The following is an 18,509-nucleotide window of genomic DNA, read 5'->3' on the forward strand; positions in this document are numbered from 1 at the left end:
TAGAGAATGAGGGCGCAGGGAAAGCCGGGTGCCGGTTGGCACCCGTGGGCCCGGTGCAACAAAAAGCACCGGGGTAGGACCACAGGTGTAACCGGGAACAACCCGGCTTTCCCTGCGCGATGGTTTACGGCTTATACGTGATCTCCTCGGTGAGACCAGGCTTGGTTGTCACCGTCGTCAGCGAGAAGCTTGCTTCTCGCGAACTTAACACCTGCCACTGGGGCGTCAGGACCACACGATTTCGCCGTCCACATTGCGCGCACTCGTCAGTTGCGCACTCAGCGTCCACCGCATCTCACCGCAACACCCGTGACGATCGCGAAGCGCCCCTCGATCGGGTGAGACGGGCGGAATTGAACAACTGATTTGCCCGACGACGGAAGTGAAATGTTTTTGTCCGGAGGGCTGGACAGGTGTTCGAGTGATTTGCCCGTCGTGTCCGCTCGGCAACACCGCGCCCTCACGGTGAGAAGGAAGCGCTGCTTGTAGGGTGGGTTAGCCTTAGGCGTAACCCACCATCTTGCCTTGTCGCCGCGGAGCGGCGGATTACGCTGTCGCCAATCCGCCCTACGATGCCGGAGCCGCGAACGCCCGCTAACCGCTCGGCGGCGCCAGCGGCTGGACGATCTCCTGGAACGGCGGCAGCGCCTCGCAGCGAGCGGCGTGGGCCTTCAGCGCCGGATAGCGATCGTCGAACAGCGCCGGATGCGCCTCGCCGGTGAAGCGCAGCACGCAAGCGACCGCGATGTCCGCATGGCCGATGCGCTCGCCGAACCAATACGGCGTCTTCACCGCTGCGCGTTCCTTCTCAAGCACGCCGAGCACGCCAGATATCTGCGCCTCGCAGCGTTCGACCCACAGCTTGAGCTGCTCCTTGCGCAGCACGCGCTCATAGATCAGGCTCACCGCCTTGTCGCCAAGCCCGGTCGCGAGCGCGCAAATGCGCAAGTGCTTTCTGCGCTCCGCACCGGAGCGCGCGATCATCGCCTTGTCCGGCCCCACCAGCTCGTCGAGATAGTCGAGGATCGCCGCGCTCTCGATCAGCGCCTCGCCGTCATCGAGCACCAGCGTCGGCACCCGCCGCAGCGGATTATGGGGCGCGATCCTGTCGGCATCGCCAAAGGTCGACCACGGCTTGTGCTCGAACGGCAGCCCGTAAAGCCGCAGCGCGATCGCGGTACGGCGGACGAAGGGCGAGTCGTATTGGCCGATCAGGAACATGGTTGCACCTCATCATCGGACATGCCGCGGCGAGCCATGCTTCGAGACCAAGCTTCAGAAGTGCGCCGACCACAGCAGTCTAGGGTTGCACTTCCGGTCATGCTAGATGCGCTGCTGCACGTTGCAATACGCCGATCACCCAATCACCGCCACATGTCTCGCCGCATCCCTTGGCGCCGTGCCATCCATCCGCGGATCGTCAGCCACTTCGATCTGCCGCCGGAAGGCGCGGAAGCCGGAGCGTTGATAGAACGCGACCGCCGACGGATGGTCGAAGGTGCAGGTATGCACCCAGACGCGGCTGACGTCGCGCGACCAGGCGATCTCCAGCGCGCGGTTCATCAGGAAGCGTGCAGCACCGCTGCCGATCAGTTTGGCGGTGACGCCGAAATAGCCGAGCTCGCATTGGCCGGCCTGGCGGAAATCAAGTTCGAGCAGGCCTTCGTCGCTGTCGTCCACGACCAGCGCATAGACCTCGACTAGCGGCGAATGGACGATCGCGGCGAGTTCGGAGTCGCCGAGCCGCGTCCGCGAGCACCACAGCCAATCCTCGCCGACGCGGCGGTAGAGATCGCGGTACCAGTCGAGCATAGGCGGCTCCGCCTTGCGCAAGCCCCACGCGCCCGGCGGATCGGCTCGGCGTGGCGGCCGTTCCGTCATCTCCAGATGGGTAACGACGGCTGCGATCTTGCCGGCGGGAATATCGGAGAAGCCGTCAGGCACGATCATCGGGCTGGTCCTTTCAATGGAGCTGGCATGCGTCCGCGGCGGTACTGCGCTCCCTCTCCCCGTCCTTCGGGGTCGAGACGAGCGGAACTCGCTCTTAGAGCGTTGGGGTGAGGGGCCGCCGCCGCATGCACAGCAATAGATGCGCTCGCGGAGACCCCCTCACCCGGAACACATCTAACGATGTGTTCCGGCCTCTCCCCGCGCGCGGGGCGAGGCGAAGCGGGAGCCTGTTGCCCGCTTCACAATATCGTTCGGGCACCATCACCGCGGAGTCAGCGTGATAGCCTCCGCGGTCGCCGCCTCCACCGCCGGGCGGCTGTAGAGTAGCGGGACATATTTTCCGGTCGCCCACAATGGTGCGAGGTCGCGGTAGTGGCCGCTGAAGGGATCGCCTGATTGCCCCGGCGTGTTGATGGTGCGGCTTGCATCCCAATTGCCGACGTCGAGCACCATGCGGAACGAGGCGCCGGAGAGCAGCCGATAGTCGGAGCGGCGGTAGGTCGCGGCGCGCGGCACGTTGGCGGCGCCGCCATAGGCGAGCGGGCCGACCGTGAGCTGTGTGGCGGTCGCCTTGTCGGCGAGCGGCATCAGCGCGTGATCGAACTTTGCCACATGCAGCCGGCCCCAGCGCCAGGTCGAGGCATCAGGACCGAGCTTGGAGACGACGTCGGCGACGGCTTCGCCGAGGCTGTCGCGCAGCACGCGGTCGCGCTCCGCGGCGGGATCGGCGCCAAGCGACGCGTCGGGCTGTTCCAGGTAATCGACGATCGCCGAAATGCTGGAGGCCTCGGGCGCGATCAGGTCGGCCGCCTTCGGCGCTGATGTCTTGAGCAGCACGGGGCCGAGGTGGTTGGCGATCCAGACCTCGTAGACCGCCGCCGCAGCGCTATCCGCGGCATCGCGCGCGTCCCAGCCTGTCAGGAGATCGAGGCCCTTCTTCACGTTGGCATCCTCGGACGAGAGCGGTTTCAACAACGCGACCAGCCGCCGCGCGAGCATGCTGGTGTCGTCGTTCTGCAGGTCCATCGCGTCCGCCAGCGTCACCTTGCTATTGGCTTGCAGCACTTCGGTGATGCGCTGCCAGCGCGCACTGTCGGCCCATTCGAAGCCGACCTTGCGTTCGTTCACCGGATAATCGGCCGGCAGATTCATCTGGTTGGCGGTGGCAAGGAAGCCCTGCTTGGGCTGATAGGCCTTCGGCAGTTCGTCGAGCGACAGGAAGCCCTGCCACTCGTAGCGGCCGTCGCCGGGCACCGGCATCAGGCCGTCATAATTGCCGCGGCGCGGCGTCTTGCCGGCGGCGACCCAGCCGATATTGCCCTTGGTGTCAGCATAGACCTGGTTCTCCGACGGCGCGCCCCAGCGGCGCATCGCGGCGAGGAAACCGTTCCAGTCCTTCGCGGTCATGTAATCGGAGGAGCCGAAATAGGCTGACGTGCCCGGCTCGAACCACACCGAGCGCACGGCGAAGGCACGCTTGTTCGCTTCGTCGACATAGATCACCGGGCCATGGCGGGTGAATTTCAGCTCGAAGTCGCGCTCGTCCTCGCCCTTCACCTGCTCCTTCTCGTGGACGATCCGCATGTCCTCCCAGCCCGAACCGTAACGGTACTGGTTCGGATTGTCTGACTTGAGCTCGTAGACGTAGAGGTCTTCCTGGTCGACGTTGAAGATCGTCAGGCCGAAGGCGATGGCGCCGTTATGGCCGATCGAGATGCCGGGCAGCGCCGGCTCGCCCGCTCCGATCACCGAGAGGCCGGGCGCGTTGAGAGCGACGATGTAACGCAGCGACGGCACCGAGTGCTCGCGATGCGGATCGTTGGCGAGGATCGGGCGGCCAGTTGCCGTGCGCTGTGGCGCGATCACCCAGTTGTTGGACCCGATGGTGTCGCGTTGCTGGTCGGCCTCGGCGAGAAACTTGTCGGGATCATGCGCCAGCGCGGCGTGACGGTCCTTCGGCTCGGCAAACCGGACCGGCCGCGTGGCGAGATCGTAGGCCGCGAGCACGGCCTTGGGCACGCTGCAGGGATCGAGGCCGTCGGGAATTTTCGTGGTCCAAGCCGGCTCGAGCTTGACGCGGAAGCGATCGGCGTCCAGCCCGGCGCTGCATGCGACCAGCGAGCGCTTCACCTCGGAGGCGACATTGCGGGTCAGGCCGTGGCTGCGGATGCGGACCACATCCTCCGCCGACCACAGGTCCGGTGTGGAGCCCGCGATGCGGAACTCGATCGGCAGCGGACGCTTGCCCGCCTTCACGTCGCGGACATAGGCATTGATGCCGGCGACGAAGGCTTCCGCATAGGATTTCGCCTTCGGGCCATAGGCGGCCCATTCCGCGTTCATGTCGCCGCGATAGAGGAACAGCCGCAGCGCCCTGTCCTGCTCGACATAGGCGGGCCCGAAATCCTTCGCGAGCAGGCCGAGCCCGCGCTTGCGCCAGAGATCGATCTGCCAGAGCCGGTCGCGGGCGGCATTGAAACCCTGCAGGAAGAACAGGTCCTGTTCGTTGCCGGCGTAGATGTGCGGGATGCCCCAGACATCGACCAGGATCTGGCCGGGCGCCTTGAGGCCCGCGACATCGGTCTTGATCTGCCGCGCTGCGGAGAGCGCATCGTTGTCCCTGTCGCGCGCCGCGGCTGGCGAGATCAGCAGCGCGGCGCAGAGAGCCGCGCCCATCAGCTTCTGGGTGACCCGGTTGAGATCCGTGTTCATTTTCTTTCTCCGATTGTTGTCATGCTTTTCTGGACTCCCTCTCCCGCTTGCGGGCGAGGGCCGGGGGCTCTCTCCGCGAGGCAGAATCTTCGAGTGGAGAGAACCCCCACCCGGATTGCATGTCCGATGCAATCCGACCTCCCCCGCGAGCGGGAGAGGTGCAGCGTCTGCCGCCGGATCGTCTCAAACCAAACTCATACCCTCACTCCCCCCTCGTCGCTCGCCAGCACGCCCTTGACGGCGCGTGCCCAGCCGGCGAGCTTGCGCTCGCGCGTCGCCTGGCTCATGGCCGGCTTGAAGCGGTGTTCGAGCCGCCAATTGTCGGCGAATTTCATCGGCTCCGGATAGACGTTCGCCTCGAGGCCGGCGAGATAGGCGGCGCCGAGCGCCGTGGTCTCCTTAATCATCGGACGATCGACCGGCGCGTTGAGGAGATCGGCGAGGCGCTGCATGGTCCAGTCAGACGCAGTCATGCCGCCATCGACGCGCAGCACGGTGTTGGCGGCATTGGCTTCGGGCCAGTCGGTGCGCATCGCGGCCCAGAGGTCGAAGGTCTGGTAGCAGACGCTTTCAAGCGTCGCATGCGCAAGCTCGGCAGGGCCGGTGTTGCGGGTGAGGCCAAACAGCGCGCCGCGCACCCGCGGATTCCAGTAGGGCGCGCCCAGGCCGACGAAGGCCGGCACCAGATAGACGCTCTGCATGACGTCGGATTTGTCGGCGAGCGGGCCGGTTTCGGCCGCCTGCCTGATGATGCCGAGACCGTCGCGCAGCCACTGCACCGCGCTTCCGGCGACGAAGATCGAACCTTCGAGCGCGTAGGTGCGCTGTCCTCCGAGCTGATAGGCGATCGTCGTGAGCAGCTTGTTCTTCGAGGCGACCGGCGTGGTGCCGGTGTTGAGCAGGGCAAAACAGCCGGTGCCGTAGGTCGACTTCATCATGCCGGGCTCGAAACAGGCCTGTCCGATGGTCGCGGCCTGCTGGTCGCCGGCTATCCCCGAGATCGCGACCGGGCCGCCGAACAGATCGGCCGTGCTCTCGCCGAAGCGGGCGGAGGAGTCCTTCACCTCGGGGAGCATCGAGCGCGGCACGCGCAGCAGCTTCGTCAGATCATCGTCCCACGCGCCGGTATGGATGTTGAACAGCAGCGTGCGCGAGGCGTTGGTGGCGTCGGTCGCGTGCACCTTGCCGCCGGTGAGCCGCCACAGCAGGTAGCTATCGACCGTGCCGAACAGGAGCTCGCCACGCTCGGCGCGCTCGCGTGCGCCCGGCACATGATCGAGAATCCATGCGACCTTCGTTCCGGAGAAATAGGGATCGATGATCAGACCTGTCTTGGCCGAGATCGCTGGCTCGTGGCCCTCCGCCTTCATCCTCGCGCAGATGTCGGCGGTGCGGCGGTCCTGCCAGACGATGGCGCGGTGAACGGCCTGCCCTGTCGCGCGATCCCACACCACGGTGGTTTCGCGCTGGTTGGTGATGCCGATCGCGGCAATGTCCTTTGCCTTCAGCCCGGCCTTCTCCAGCGCGTCGCGACACACCATCACGGTCGAGGTCCAGATGTCTTCCGGCTCGTGCTCGACCCAACCAGAGGCCGGGAAATGCTGCGGAAATTCCTGCTGCGCGATCGCGGCGATCGAAATGTCGCTGCGAAACACGATGGCACGCGAGGACGTGGTGCCCTGATCGATGGCGAGCACGAAAGACATGGCGGCGTTCCCTGGCGTTCCCGGAGGCGATTTTATCAGCGTCAAAGGGAGCGGATTAGCGTGGCAAGGTCAAGTTGGGAGCGGCACCTCTCGTCACCTCGCCCCGCTCTTCGCGGGGAGAGGTCGGCGCGGAGCGCCGGGTGAGGGATGACGCCGCATTCACAGGCTTCGAGCTTGTGGAGACACCCACCCTCCACCCCGCCCTCTCCCCGCAAAGAGCGGGCGAGGGAGAACATTACACCGACGCCGTGGTGACGCCGCCGTCGATCACGATGGTCTGGCCGGTCATGAAGGTCGAGGCATCCGATGCCAGATACGCGACCGCGCCGGCGATCTCGTCGGGTTCGCCGATGCGGCGGAGCGGCGTCGTGGCGGTGCGGCGCTTGAGGTTTTCGGCATCCTCCCATAGAGCGCGGGCGAAATCGGTCTTCACCAGGCCCGGCGCCACGCAATTGACGCGGACGCCCTTCGGGCCCCACTCGCCGGCGAGGCTGCGGCAGAGCGCGAAATCGGCCGCCTTCGAGATGCCGTAGGCCCCGATCACCGTCGAGCCGCGAAGTCCGCCGATCGAGGAGATGATCACGACCGAGCCCTTGCCCCTCGCCGCCATTTGCGGGATCGCGAGCGCGCAGAGCCAGATGTTGCTCTTGACGTTCGAACCCATGATCTTGTCGAAGGCCTCGTCCTTGATGTCGAGCAGCGGGCCGTAATACGGGTTCACGGCGGCGTTGCAGACCAGGATGTCGATCTTGCCGTAATGCTTGGTCGCGCCGGAAATCAGCGCCTCGCACTCCTCGCGACGTGAGATGTTGCAGGGGATGACGATCGCCTCGCCGCCCGCCTTGTTGATGCCGTCGGCAACTTCCTTGCAGGCGTCAGCCTTGCGCGAGGAGATCACGACCTTGGCGCCGAGCCTTGCCAGCAGTTCGGCCGAGGAACGGCCGATGCCGCGACTCGAGCCGGTGATGACGGCGACGGTGCCTGTGAGATCGAACGGGGTGTTTTTCATTGTTGTTGCTCCCTGTTTGTTTCGTCGTCATTGCAAGCAGCTCGCGACAAAATTGCAAAGCAATTTTGCGCTGAAGCGACGAAGCAATCTATCTTTCCCCGAGCGGGGAGATGGATTGCTTCGCTTACGCTCGCAATGATGGTGTTGGTTACGCCAGCAGACCGCCGCCCTCGCTGACGCGACGGAGGTGGTAATCGGTGTCGCCGAGCGTGTTCTCGATCATGGTCAGCCGCTTGAAATAGTGGCCGATCTTTGCCTCCATGGTCATGCCGATGCCGCCATGAAGCTGGATCGACTGCTGGCCGACGAATTTCAGCGACTTGCCGACCTGCACCTTGGCGGCGGCGACCGCCGAGGCGCGCTCCCTGGCGCTGTCGAAGTCGGACGCCATGGTGGCGAACATCGACATCGAGCGGGCCTGCTCCAGCGCCACGAACATGTCGGCGGCGCGGTGCTGCAGGCTCTGGAACGAGCCGATCGCAACGCCGAACTGCTTTCGTGTCTTGATGTATTCGACGGTGGTCTTGAGCGACTCATCCATCGCGCCGACGGCTTCCGCGCAGATGGCGGTGCGGGCCTCGTCCGCGACGCGCTCGATCAGGTCGAGCGCACTCTCGGGATCGCCAATCGCGGCATCAGCGCCGACCTCGACATTGGTCAAGGTGATGTCGGCGGCATGCAGGCCGTCCTGGGTCGGATAGCCCTTCCTGGTGACGCCCTTGGCATCGACCGGCACAAGGAACACGCCGATGCCGCTTCTGTCGCGCCGGCCGCCCTTGGTGCGCGCGGTCACGATTAGCGTGTCGGCGTTCTCGCCATTGAGCACGACGAATTTCTCGCCGTCGATGACCCAGCCGTCGCCCTTCTTCTTCGCGCTGGTGGCGATGTCGTGCAGATCGTAGCGCGAGTTCTTCTCGAGTTGCGCGAAGCCAAAGGTCTTGCTGCCGTCGATGATGCCGGGAATGTGTTTGGCCTTCTGCCCGGCGGACCCGCCATGGCGCAGGAAGCCGCCGGCGATCACGACGGTGGCGAGATAAGGCTCGACCACCAGCGCCCTGCCGAGCGATTCCATCACGATCATGGTTTCGACCGCGCCGGCGCCGAAGCCGCCATCGGCCTCGGCGAAGGGCAGGCCAAGCAGGCCCTGCTCGGCGAGCTTGCTCCAGACGGCTTTGCTCCAGCCGCCCTTTTCCGCCATGTATTTCTTGCGCGCATCGAAATCGTAGGCGTCAGCCAGGAGCCCGTCGACGCTTTCCTTGAGAAGCCGCTGCTCCTCGGACAGATCAAAATCCATTTTCGTTCCCTTGAATAACTGATCGTTGCTCTAGCCGGGGTTTCTTCACCTCGCCCCGCTTGCGGGGAGAGGTCGGATCACATCGCAAGATGCGATCCGGGTGAGGGGGTGCCGGTCTCAGTGCCGGTCACTGCGCGGAGAGAGATGCCCCTCACCCCGCCCCTCTCCCCGCGAAGAGCGGGGAGAGGGAGCAGAGAAATCAAAGCCCCAGCACCGCCTTGCTGATGATGTTGCGCTGGATCTCGTTCGAGCCGCCGTAGATCGAAACCTTGCGGTTGTTGAAGTAGCTCGGCGCGATCTGCGCCGTCCAGTCCATGCTCTCGTTCGAGCCGGCATCGCCGTGCTCGTCATAGGGAGTAGCGAACGGGCCGATCACTTCCATCAGCAGCTCGGTGGTGGTCTGCTGGATTTCGGAGCCCTTGATCTTCAACACCGAGGAGGCCGGATTGGGCTTGCCCTTGCCGTGCTTGCCCTCGTCCGCAACGACGCGGAGCTGGGTCAACTCCAGCGCCTTCAGCTCGATCTCGCAGGCGACAAGCCGCTCGCGAAACGCGGGATCCTCGATCACCGGACGGCCACCGGACTCGACCTTGGAGGCGAGAGCGCGGATGCGGCGCAGCCGCTCCTTCGACACGCCGACGCGGGCGATGCCGGTGCGCTCATTGCCGAGCAGGAACTTGGCGTAGTCCCAGCCCTTGTTCTCCTCGCCGATCAGGTTCTCGTAGGGCACCTCGACGTCGTCGAAGAACACCTCGTTGACCTCATGGCCGCCGTCGATGGTCTGGATCGGACGCACGGTGACGCCCTTCGACTTCATCGAGAACACGATGAAGGAGATGCCCATCTGCTTCTTCGCCGCCGGATCGGTGCGGCACAGGCAGAAGATCATGTCGGCGTGCTGGGCGAGCGTGGTCCAGGTCTTCTGGCCGTTGACGATCCACTTGTCGCCCTTGCGCTCGGCCTTGGTCTTCAGCGAGGCGAGGTCGGAGCCCGAGCCCGGCTCCGAAAAGCCCTGGCACCACCAGTCGTCGACATTGGCGATGCGCGGCAGGTAGTTCTTCTTCTGCTCCTCATTGCCGAAGGTGTAGATGACCGGCCCGACCATGCTGACGCCAAAGGCGAGCGGCTGCGGCGCCGGATAGGACTGCAGCTCCTCGTTGAAGATGTATTGCTGCACGCTGCTCCAGCCGGTGCCGCCATACTCCTTCGGCCAGTGGGTGACGCCCCATCCCTTCTTGTTGAGGATGCGCCACCAGGTGACCATCTCATCCTTCGACAGATGACGGCCTTCCTGCAGCTTGCGCCGCGTCTCCGGCGGGACGTTGTCCTTGAAGAACGCCCGCACTTCCTCGCGAAATGCTATCTCTTCCTTGGTGAAAGCGAGATCCATCGGATCCTCCTTTGAACGACTTTGATTCAGCTATTCGTGATCAGTTGAGGGGGCTGCGGCTGCTGCTGGCGCAATTCGTGGCGCGACAGCTTGCCGACCGCGGTGCGCGGCAGCTCGGCGACGAACTCCACCGCCGCTGGTAATTCATGCTTGCCGAGCTTGCCGGTAAGAAACGCACGCAGCTCGTCGATCGAAAACGGCGTCTCGCCGTCGCGCAGCTTGATGAAGGCCTTCGCGGCCTCGCCGCGGTAATCGTCGGGAATGCCGATCACGATCACCTCCTGCACAGCGGGATGCGTGTAGATCGCCTGCTCGATCATCTGCGGATAGACGTTGAAGCCGCCGGAGATGATCATATCCTTCTTGCGGTCGACCAGAAAGAAATAGCCGTCGGCATCCATGTAGCCGATGTCGCCGGTGAGGAAGCGGTCGCCGACGAAGGCCTCGGCGGTCTCCTTCGGCCGATTCCAGTAGCCCTTGGTGACGTTCGGACCGCGGATGCGGATCTCGCCGACTTCGCCTGTCGGCATCACCTTTGTGGAATCCTCCAGCGACACCACGTCCAGCTCGATGCCGGGCAGCATCAGCCCGATCGAGCCCGGCTTGTCCGGCCCTTCCTTCGGATGGCCAGTGCCGGGCGAGCAGGTTTCGGTCATCCCCCAGCCAATCCTGAGCTTCATGCCGACGCGGCGCTCGAAGATCGTTGCAACCTCGACCGGCAGCGGCGCGCCGCCGGAGCCGCAGGAGACCAGCGACGACAGGTCGCGCTTGTCGAGATCGGGCAGCGCCGCGATCGCAATCCACATCGTCGGCACGCCGGGGAAGGCGGTCGCGCGCTTGACCTCGATGTCGCGCATCACGGCCTCGACGTCGAAGCGCTGATGCAACGAGACCAGATTGCCGTGGCGGATCGACGACAGCAGCACGACGGTGAGCGCGTAGATGTGGAACAGCGGCAGCACGCAGATCACGCGCTCGACCGCATTGCGCTCGAGCCGCGCCGGTTTGCCCCAGACATCATAGATCGACACCGCCGCGGTGAGGTTGCCGTGGCTCAGCATCGCGCCCTTGGGCAGGCCGGTGGTGCCGCCGGTATATTGCAGCAGCGCGACGTCCTCGACATCGATCGCGGGCCATTGCGCGGGCCTGCTTGCACCGTCGATGAACTGCCTGTGGGTGAGGATCGCAGGATTGTCCGGCCGCGCCGTCTGTGGCGTGCCGACCTTGCCCCAATTGTCGTCCTCGCAGACGATCAAGCGGTCGAGCAGTCCCCTGTCGAGGAACTTCAGCGCGGTCGGGAGCAGCGCCGACAGGTTGCTGGTGACGAGCACACGCGCGCCGGAATCGGCGAGCTTGTGCGACAGCGCGATCTCGCCGTCGAGCGGCGAAAGGTGCACGAGGCGCGCGCCGGCCTTCAGCGCCCCGAAGAAGTTGATGGGATGATCCGGCGTATTGCCGAGAAACAGCGCCACTGTGGAGCCCTTGCCATAGCCGGCGCGCATGAAGGCGGCGGCAGCCGTTTCGACCATGGCTTCGAGCTCGCTGAAGCCGATCGGCCGGTCGCGGAATTCGAGCGCGGGCCGCGCGCCGAATTCGGCGGCGGCGGTCGAAAGCAGGTCCGGCAGCGTACCTCTCTCGATCGGGTCGCTCCAGTTGACGCCCTTTGGATAAAACTGTTCGCCGGGATAGGTCATGAAGACGGTGCTCTGGAAACGGTCATTCCGGGACACGCGAAGCGTGACCACGAAATCTCGAGGTTCCGGGTCTGCGCCCTACGGCGCATCCCGGAATGACGAGCGGTTGCAGTTGGGCATCACGCCGCCTTCGACGGCGCGGCGAGCGAAGCGAAGGTCTTGCCTTCGGCCGCAAGCTTCTTGAGCAGCGGCGCCGGCTCGAGCGAGGGATCGTTGGTCTCCTTGGCATAGAAGGAGAGACGATCGGCGATGTGCTTCAGGCCCACCGTGTCGGCCCAGTACATCGGGCCGCCACGATAGATCGGCCAGCCATAGCCATAGAGCCAGACCACGTCGATGTCGGACGGCCGTGCCGCGATGCCCTCATCGAGAATCTTCGCGCCCTCGTTGATCATCGGGTACATCATGCGCTCGAGGATCTCCTCGTCGCTGACCACGCGCTTCTTGCGGCCGAGCCGGGCCAGGGTCTCGTCGATCAGCTTCTCGACCTCCGGATCGGGCAGCGCAGCGCGCGAGCCTGCCTCGTATTTGTAGTAGCCCTTGCCGGTCTTCTGACCGAAGCGGCCAGCCTCGCACAGCGCATCCGCTATCTCCGACTTGATGCCGCGGTCCTTGCGCGAGCGCCAGCCGATGTCGAGGCCGGCGAGATCGCCCATCGCGAACGGGCCCATCGGCATGCCGAACTTCGTGACGACGGCGTCGACCTGTTGCGGCAAGGCGCCTTCGAACAGGAGCTTCTCGGCCTGCTTGCCGCGCTGCGCCAGCATGCGGTTGCCGACGAAGCCGTCGCAGACGCCGACCACCGCCGGCACCTTTGCAATCTTGCGCGCGACCGAAACGGCCGTGGCAAGCGCGTCCGGGGCGGTCTTCGCCGCGCGCACGATCTCGCACAGCTTCATGACATTGGCGGGCGAGAAGAAGTGCATCCCGAGCACGTCCTGCGGACGCTTGGTCTGCTCGGCGATCTCGTCGATGTTGAGATACGAGGTATTGGAGGCCAGTACGGCGCCCGGCTTGGCGTACTGGTCGAGCTTGCCGAATACCTCCTTCTTCACCGCCATGGTTTCGAACACGGCCTCGATCACGAGGTCGGCGTCCTTGACCTGCTCGAGCCCCACGACGCCGTTGATCAGCGCCATGCGCTTGGCCGGAGCGTCCGCCGGGATGCCGCCGCGCGCCGCGGTGGCCTCGTAATTCTTCTGCATGATGCCCATGCCGCGCTTGAGCTGCTCCTCGCCGGTCTCGATCAACGTGACCGGGATGCCGGCATTGGCAAAGGACATCGCGATGCCGCCGCCCATGGTGCCGGCGCCGATGATGGCGACGCGGGAAACGTTGCGCGACTTGGTGCCCTCGGGCACGCCGGCGATCTTGGCCGCCTCCCGCTCGGCGAAGAAGGCGTAACGCTGCGCCTTGGACTGGTCGCTGGAGACGAGCTTAAGGAAGCCCTCGCGCTCCTTCTTCAGGCCCTCGTCGAACGGCAGGTCGATCGCGGCGCCGACAGCGTCGGCGGCTGCGAACGGCGCTTCCAGCCCGCGCGATTTCTTGGTCATCGCGGCGACCGCGTTGGTGAAGATCGAGCGATCGGCCTTGGCGGCCGCGATCTTGCTGTCGTCGTCGCGGAGCCGGCGCAGCGGGCGCTTCTCGGCCACGACCTTGCGCGCGAAAGCCACGCCACCCGCCGCCGGACCCTCGACGATCTCCTCGATCAGGCCGTTCTTGAGCGCAACGTCGGCGCCGATCGGATCGCCGCCGACGATCATCTTGACGGCAAGCTCGGGGCCGACCGCGCGCGGCAGGCGCTGAGTGCCGCCGGCGCCCGGCAGAAGGCCGAGCTTCACCTCAGGGAGGCCGAGCCGGGCATCCTTCACGGCGACGCGATAGTGACATGCCAGCGCCACCTCGAGACCGCCGCCGAGGGCCGTGCCGTGAATCGCAGCAACGATCGGCTTCGGCGAGTCGTCCATCAGGGCGAGCACTTCGGCGAGGCCGGGCGGCTTCGGCGGCTTGCCGAATTCCGTGATGTCGGCGCCGGCAATGAAGGTGCGACCGCCGCAGGTCAGCACGATGCCCTGCACTTGCGGATCAGCGATCGCGCTCTTCATGCATTCGAAGATGCCGCCGCGCACGGCGGCGCTCAGCGCATTCACTGGAGGGCTGTTAACCGTGATGACAGCAATATTGTCCTGACGCTCGAGCTTGACGACTTCACTCACGGCGGCTCTCCCTGGATGCTTGATCTTCAACTTGTGTTGAGTAGCTGCGCGACCTCGTCACACAACCACCATCTGGGTCAATTTCGCACAGCGAAATTAAATTCCACATCTTGACAGGGAGGGTTATTTTGAAGCACGAGCCTTGTCAACGAGCATGACAAAGCAGCAAGGTATGAAGCGTTCTGGCAAGAAAGCAGCGACCGATCGTAACTTCGTTGTCGCACTTTCACGCGGACTTGATGTCCTGCGCGCGTTCCAACCCAATGACGGGCTCCTCGGCAATCAGGAGATTGCAGCTCGCACGAAGCTGCCGAAGCCAACGATCTCCCGGTTGACCTATACATTGACCAAGCTGGGATACCTTACACCTGTTCCAAAGTTCGAGAAGTACCAGCTGGCGCCGTCGGCGATGGCGCTCGGCTATGCGGCGCTCGCCAATCTCGGCGTTCGGCACTTGTCCGAACCCTACCGGGAAGAGGTGATGCGCGAGACCGGCGGCGCCGTCGCGGTCGGCGGTCGCGACCGCCACAGCATGATCTATTTCGGCCAAAGCCGGAACGGCTTAACCCTCGGGGTACAACTCGACGTCGGTTCACGGATACCCATCGCCACCACCGCGATGGGACGCGCTTATGTCTGGGCACTAACCCCCGACGAGCGTACCGCTTTGTTCCGCGAACTGCGCGATCACTATGGCAGCCGCTGGGCCAAGATGCGGGACCGCATCGAACGCTCCGGTGAGACGGTCGCGAAATATGGCTTCGCGATCTCCGCGGGCGACTGGCAGAACGATGTCGCCGCGGTCGGCGTCGCCCTGAAGCTGAATGATGGAACGGGCCCCTATTCGTTCAATTGTGGCGCGCCGGCATTCCGCTTCACGGAAGATCGATTGCGCAACGACATTGGACCTCGTCTTGTCGCGATGGTAAGGAACATCGAGCAAGCGCTCGGTGGGATGGCGCCGCAATCCAAACAAGAAGAAAGTAAAAAGTCTAGACCAGGAGGGAAAGTTGCACGTTTGGCCGAGGGGATCAGATAGCTTCCATCACGACCGGCGAAGCGCTTCGCAGGTTCGCTCGCACCGCATGACAATGGCGGGCGAGACGAGATGACGCAGGCACAGGTCGCGCAGGGACATGCCCCCCTGCTTGCGGTTCGCGACGTCAGCGTCGTGTTCGGCGGCATCATCGCCCTCAACGGCGTGTCGTTCGACATGCGCAAGGGCCAGATCCTCGGCCTGATCGGCCCGAATGGCGCCGGCAAGACGACATTGTTCAACTGCCTGTCGCGGCTTTACCAGCCGTCGTCCGGCGACATCCTGATGGAAGGCGTCAGCATCCTGACCCGCCCGCCGCACCGGATCGCCGAGATCGGCATCGGCCGCACGTTCCAGAACGTCGCACTGTTTCCCAATCTTTCGGTGCTCGACAATGTGCGCGTCGGCGCTCATGCCCGCACCTCCAGCGACATCGTCAGCGACTCCCTCCGGCTTGCCTGGGTTCGCCGCGGCGAAGCGGCAATGAATGAAAAGGTGCATGAGATCCTCGGCTATCTCGACCTCGAGGACGTTGCGCACACCACCGTGTCCGGCCTGCCCTTCGGCACGCAGAAGCGCGTGGAACTGGCGCGGGCGCTCGCCGCAGACCCGAAGATCCTCCTGCTCGACGAGCCGGCCGGCGGCCTCAACCATGAGGAAGTCTATGTGCTTGGCGACCTCATCCGCAAAATCCGCGACGACCGCCACATCACGGTGTTGCTGGTCGAGCATCACATGGGGCTCGTGATGTCGATCGCCGACCATGTCGTGGCGCTCAACTTCGGCCGCAAGCTGGCCGAGGGAACGCCGGCCCAGGTCCAGGCCGACCCGGATGTCATCAAGGCCTATCTGGGGAGCAAGGATCAATGACCGCGATGCTCAACGTCAAGGACCTGCGCGCCTATTACGGCCAGGTCCAGGCCCTGCACGGCCTCAATTTCTCGCTCGACGAGGGCTCGCTGACCACGCTGCTGGGCGCTAACGGCGCCGGCAAGACCACGACGCTGCGGGCGATCTGCAACATGGTGCGCTCCACCGGCGCGATCGAGTTCGAAGGCAAGCCGATCGGCGCCCGTTCGACCGAAAACGTCGTCCGCCTCGGCATCGCCCATGTGCCGCAGGGCCGCGGCACCTTCACCACAATGACGGTCGAGGAGAACCTGCAACTCGGGGCCATCACCCGCACCGACAAGAAGAACATCGTCGCCGACATCGAACGGATGTACGATCACTTTCCGGTGCTCAAGCAGCGCTACACGCAACAGGCCGGCACGCTTTCGGGCGGCGAGCAGCAGATGCTCGCCGTCGCTCGTGCGCTGATGCTGCGGCCGCGGCTGATGCTGCTCGACGAGCCGTCGTTCGGCCTCGCGCCGCTGATCGTGCGTGACCTGTTCCGTATCCTCGGCAAGATCAATCGTGAGGAAAAGGTCACCATCCTGGTTGTCGAACAGAACGCCCAGCTCGCGCTCGAGCTCGCCGATCAGGCCTATGTGATCGAAACCGGGCGGATTGTGATGTCGGGCGACGCCAAGGACATCGCGAACAACGAAGACGTCCGTAAATCCTATCTCGGCTACTGAGGAGCTGGACAATGGAGCTTTTTGCCAACCAGGTCCTTGCCGGCATCGCTACCGGCGCGATCTATGCCTGCATGGCGCTCGCTGTGGTCATGATCTACCAGGCCATCGACCACCTGAATTTCGCCCAGGGCGAAATGGCAATGTTCTCGACCTTCGTCTCCTGGCAGCTGATGCAATGGGGCGTGCCCTATTGGGGAGCCTTTGTGCTCACCGTCGCCTTCTCGTTTGCCGCCGGCATCGCGATCGAGCGGTTGCTGTTCAAGCCGCTCGCCAAGGCACCGATCCTGACCAATGTCGCCGGTTTCATCGCGCTGTATGCGATCATCAACAGCGTCGCCGGCCTGATCTGGGACTTCACGATCAAGCAATATCCGACCCCGTTCGGTTCCTCGCCGTTCCTCGGCAGCCAGCTGATTTCGACCCATCAGGCCGGCATGATCGGCATCACGGTATTGTTGCTGGTCCTGCTGTTCATTTTCTTCCGCTTCACCCGGGTGGGCCTTGCGATGCGTGCAGCCGCGTCGTTGCCTGAATCGGCGCGGCTCGTCGGCATCAACACCTCATGGATGATCGCGCTGGGTTGGGGCATGGCGGCCGCGATCGGCTCGATCGCCGGCATGATGATCGCGCCGGTGGTGTTCCTCGAGCCGAACATGATGCTCGGCGTCCTGATCTACGGATTTGCCGCCGCCGTGCTAGGCGGCCTGACCAGTCCGTTCGGGGCCGTCGTCGGCGGCTTCCTGGTCGGGATATTCGAGAACCTGGTCGGAACCTACATCCCCGGCGTCGGGAATGAGCTGAAACTCCCGATCGCGCTTGCGCTGATCGTCACCGTCCTGGTCGTCAAACCGGCAGGCCTGTTCGGCCGGCCCATCGTGAAGCGAGTTTGATCATGAGCGCCGCTGAAGAAGTCGTCACGGAAGCCGCCGCCGTCGAGGCAGTTCCCAAGCGCGCCATGACGCTCGGCTACGGCACCTCGCTCGTGGTGCTCGCCGCGCTCATCCTCACGCCGCTGTTCGTGAAGAACTTCATTATCTTCCAGATGACGATGCTGCTGATCTACGGCCTTGCGGTGCTCGCGCTGAACATCCTGACCGGCGGCAGCGGGCAGTTCTCGCTCGGCCAGAGCGCTTTCTATGCGGTCGGTGCCTACACCTCGGCGATCCTGATGGAACATGCGGGCATGAACTATGCCCTGACGCTGCCGGTCGCCGGCCTCATCTGCTTCGGCTTCGGCTTCCTGTTCGGCCAGCCGGCCTTGCGCCTCTCGGGCGTCTACCTTGCCCTTGCGACCTTTGCGCTCGCCACGGCGATGCCGCAGCTCCTGAAACTCGGCTATTTCGAGCATTGGACCGGCGGTGTGCAGGGCCTGGTCGTGACCAAGCCGGACGCGCCGTTCGGCCTGCCGATGTCGCAGGACATGTGGCTTTACTACTTCACGCTGGCGATCACGATCGCGATCTACATCGCCTCGGTGAACCTGCTGCGCTCCCGCTCAGGCCGCGCCTTCATGGCGATCCGCGACAACGAGATCGCCGCCTCCGCGATGGGCGTCGACGTCGCGCTGTACAAGACGCTGGCATTCGGCGTCTCCGCCGGCATCACCGGCGTCGCCGGCGGCCTCGGGGCTATCGCGGTTCAGTTCGTTGCGCCTGACGGCTACACCATCACGCTGGCGATCTCGCTGTTCCTCGGCATGGTGGTCGGCGGCGTCGGCTGGCTGCCCGGCTCGATCGTCGGAAGCGCCTTCATCATCTTCGTGCCCAACATTGCCGAAGGCATTTCCAAAGGCCTGTCCGGCGCCGTGTTCGGCGTGCTGTTGTTCCTCGTCATCTTCCTCGTGCCGCATGGCGCAAGGCAGGTCGCGATCATTGCCCAGCAACTGATCGGAAAACTCAAGAAGAACTAAGAGACTGAAAGAA

The 18,509-nt window shown here is 64.6% G+C and carries 14 protein-coding genes; 5 read left to right on the forward strand and 9 right to left on the reverse strand.

Annotated elements, in window-relative coordinates; all coding sequences use genetic code 11:
* Positions 1 to 594: 594 nt before the first annotated feature.
* From JQ553_RS01435 to JQ553_RS01475, 9 genes are all read right to left on the reverse strand, one after another.
* The gene (locus JQ553_RS01435) at positions 595 to 1,221 is read right to left on the reverse strand and encodes a glutathione S-transferase family protein (RefSeq protein ID WP_212498097.1); all 627 of its coding nucleotides are present in this window, start codon (positions 1,219 to 1,221) and stop codon (positions 595 to 597) included.
* Between the two features lie 135 nt (positions 1,222 to 1,356).
* A complete protein-coding gene (locus JQ553_RS01440; RefSeq protein WP_212498098.1) occupies positions 1,357 to 1,950 on the reverse strand; it encodes an N-acetyltransferase in 594 nt (197 codons plus the stop codon).
* A gap of 261 nt (positions 1,951 to 2,211) precedes the next feature.
* Positions 2,212 to 4,662, reverse strand: a complete 2,451-nt coding sequence (locus JQ553_RS01445) for a penicillin acylase family protein (protein WP_212498099.1) — start codon at positions 4,660 to 4,662, stop codon at positions 2,212 to 2,214.
* 194 nt (positions 4,663 to 4,856) lie between these two features.
* Positions 4,857 to 6,368 carry a glycerol kinase GlpK gene (glpK, locus tag JQ553_RS01450; RefSeq protein WP_212498100.1) on the reverse strand — a complete coding sequence of 504 codons (1,512 nt, stop codon included), beginning with the start codon at positions 6,366 to 6,368 and terminating at the stop codon, positions 4,857 to 4,859.
* 235 nt (positions 6,369 to 6,603) lie between these two features.
* Complete coding sequence (locus tag JQ553_RS01455) at positions 6,604 to 7,377, reverse strand: SDR family NAD(P)-dependent oxidoreductase (protein ID WP_212498101.1); 774 nt, start codon at positions 7,375 to 7,377, stop codon at positions 6,604 to 6,606.
* A gap of 148 nt (positions 7,378 to 7,525) precedes the next feature.
* The gene (pimD, locus tag JQ553_RS01460) at positions 7,526 to 8,671 is read right to left on the reverse strand and encodes a pimeloyl-CoA dehydrogenase small subunit (RefSeq protein WP_212498102.1); all 1,146 of its coding nucleotides are present in this window, start codon (positions 8,669 to 8,671) and stop codon (positions 7,526 to 7,528) included.
* A 199-nt stretch (positions 8,672 to 8,870) separates the two neighbouring features.
* Positions 8,871 to 10,061: a pimeloyl-CoA dehydrogenase large subunit gene (gene pimC / locus JQ553_RS01465; RefSeq protein WP_212498103.1), complete on the reverse strand. Its 1,191-nt coding sequence runs from the start codon at positions 10,059 to 10,061 to the stop codon at positions 8,871 to 8,873.
* A 26-nt stretch (positions 10,062 to 10,087) separates the two neighbouring features.
* Positions 10,088 to 11,755 (reverse strand): dicarboxylate--CoA ligase PimA, encoded by a 1,668-nt coding sequence (pimA, locus tag JQ553_RS01470; RefSeq protein WP_212498765.1) that lies wholly within the window; start codon positions 11,753 to 11,755, stop codon positions 10,088 to 10,090.
* A gap of 119 nt (positions 11,756 to 11,874) precedes the next feature.
* Positions 11,875 to 13,971 carry a 3-hydroxyacyl-CoA dehydrogenase NAD-binding domain-containing protein gene (locus JQ553_RS01475; RefSeq protein ID WP_212498104.1) on the reverse strand — a complete coding sequence of 699 codons (2,097 nt, stop codon included), beginning with the start codon at positions 13,969 to 13,971 and terminating at the stop codon, positions 11,875 to 11,877.
* Positions 13,972 to 14,143: 172 nt separating this feature from the next.
* Here JQ553_RS01475 and JQ553_RS01480 point away from each other — a divergent pair, with 172 nt between their 5' ends.
* The 5 genes from JQ553_RS01480 (at position 14,144) to JQ553_RS01500 (ending at position 18,496) form a co-directional block, all read left to right on the forward strand.
* Positions 14,144 to 15,010, forward strand: coding sequence for an IclR family transcriptional regulator (locus JQ553_RS01480; protein ID WP_212498766.1), 867 nt, complete (start codon positions 14,144 to 14,146; stop codon positions 15,008 to 15,010).
* A gap of 69 nt (positions 15,011 to 15,079) precedes the next feature.
* Positions 15,080 to 15,877, forward strand: coding sequence for an ABC transporter ATP-binding protein (locus JQ553_RS01485; RefSeq protein ID WP_212498105.1), 798 nt, complete (start codon positions 15,080 to 15,082; stop codon positions 15,875 to 15,877).
* Positions 15,874 to 16,587 carry an ABC transporter ATP-binding protein gene (locus tag JQ553_RS01490; protein ID WP_212498106.1) on the forward strand — a complete coding sequence of 238 codons (714 nt, stop codon included), beginning with the start codon at positions 15,874 to 15,876 and terminating at the stop codon, positions 16,585 to 16,587. The genes JQ553_RS01485 and JQ553_RS01490 overlap by 4 nt, the downstream gene beginning before the upstream one ends.
* Before the next feature lie 11 nt (positions 16,588 to 16,598).
* Positions 16,599 to 17,477: a branched-chain amino acid ABC transporter permease gene (locus JQ553_RS01495; RefSeq protein WP_212498107.1), complete on the forward strand. Its 879-nt coding sequence runs from the start codon at positions 16,599 to 16,601 to the stop codon at positions 17,475 to 17,477.
* Positions 17,478 to 17,479: 2 nt separating this feature from the next.
* Entirely contained in the window at positions 17,480 to 18,496 is a 1,017-nt protein-coding gene (locus tag JQ553_RS01500; protein ID WP_212498108.1) for a branched-chain amino acid ABC transporter permease, read from the forward strand.
* The last annotated feature ends 13 nt before the right edge of the window (positions 18,497 to 18,509 follow it).

Origin of the sequence: Bradyrhizobium lablabi (assembly GCF_018131005.1) — a bacterium.
In the GTDB taxonomy this organism is placed as follows: domain Bacteria; phylum Pseudomonadota; class Alphaproteobacteria; order Rhizobiales; family Xanthobacteraceae; genus Bradyrhizobium; species Bradyrhizobium lablabi_D.

What these genes read in the sequence shown, in the direction of transcription:
- JQ553_RS01435 (WP_212498097.1), bottom strand. Translation starts at nt 1,221, where the DNA reads ATGTTCCTGATCGGCCAATACGACTCGCCCTTCGTCCGCCGTACCGCG.
- JQ553_RS01440 (WP_212498098.1), bottom strand. Translation starts at nt 1,950, where the DNA reads ATGATCGTGCCTGACGGCTTCTCCGATATTCCCGCCGGCAAGATCGCA.
- JQ553_RS01445 (WP_212498099.1), bottom strand. Translation starts at nt 4,662, where the DNA reads ATGAACACGGATCTCAACCGGGTCACCCAGAAGCTGATGGGCGCGGCT.
- glpK (WP_212498100.1), bottom strand. Translation starts at nt 6,368, where the DNA reads ATGTCTTTCGTGCTCGCCATCGATCAGGGCACCACGTCCTCGCGTGCC.
- JQ553_RS01455 (WP_212498101.1), bottom strand. Translation starts at nt 7,377, where the DNA reads ATGAAAAACACCCCGTTCGATCTCACAGGCACCGTCGCCGTCATCACC.
- pimD (WP_212498102.1), bottom strand. Translation starts at nt 8,671, where the DNA reads ATGGATTTTGATCTGTCCGAGGAGCAGCGGCTTCTCAAGGAAAGCGTC.
- pimC (WP_212498103.1), bottom strand. Translation starts at nt 10,061, where the DNA reads ATGGATCTCGCTTTCACCAAGGAAGAGATAGCATTTCGCGAGGAAGTG.
- pimA (WP_212498765.1), bottom strand. Translation starts at nt 11,755, where the DNA reads ATGACCTATCCCGGCGAACAGTTTTATCCAAAGGGCGTCAACTGGAGC.
- JQ553_RS01480 (WP_212498766.1), top strand. Translation starts at nt 14,144, where the DNA reads ATGAAGCGTTCTGGCAAGAAAGCAGCGACCGATCGTAACTTCGTTGTC.
- JQ553_RS01485 (WP_212498105.1), top strand. Translation starts at nt 15,080, where the DNA reads ATGACGCAGGCACAGGTCGCGCAGGGACATGCCCCCCTGCTTGCGGTT.
- JQ553_RS01490 (WP_212498106.1), top strand. Translation starts at nt 15,874, where the DNA reads ATGACCGCGATGCTCAACGTCAAGGACCTGCGCGCCTATTACGGCCAG.
- JQ553_RS01495 (WP_212498107.1), top strand. Translation starts at nt 16,599, where the DNA reads ATGGAGCTTTTTGCCAACCAGGTCCTTGCCGGCATCGCTACCGGCGCG.
- JQ553_RS01500 (WP_212498108.1), top strand. Translation starts at nt 17,480, where the DNA reads ATGAGCGCCGCTGAAGAAGTCGTCACGGAAGCCGCCGCCGTCGAGGCA.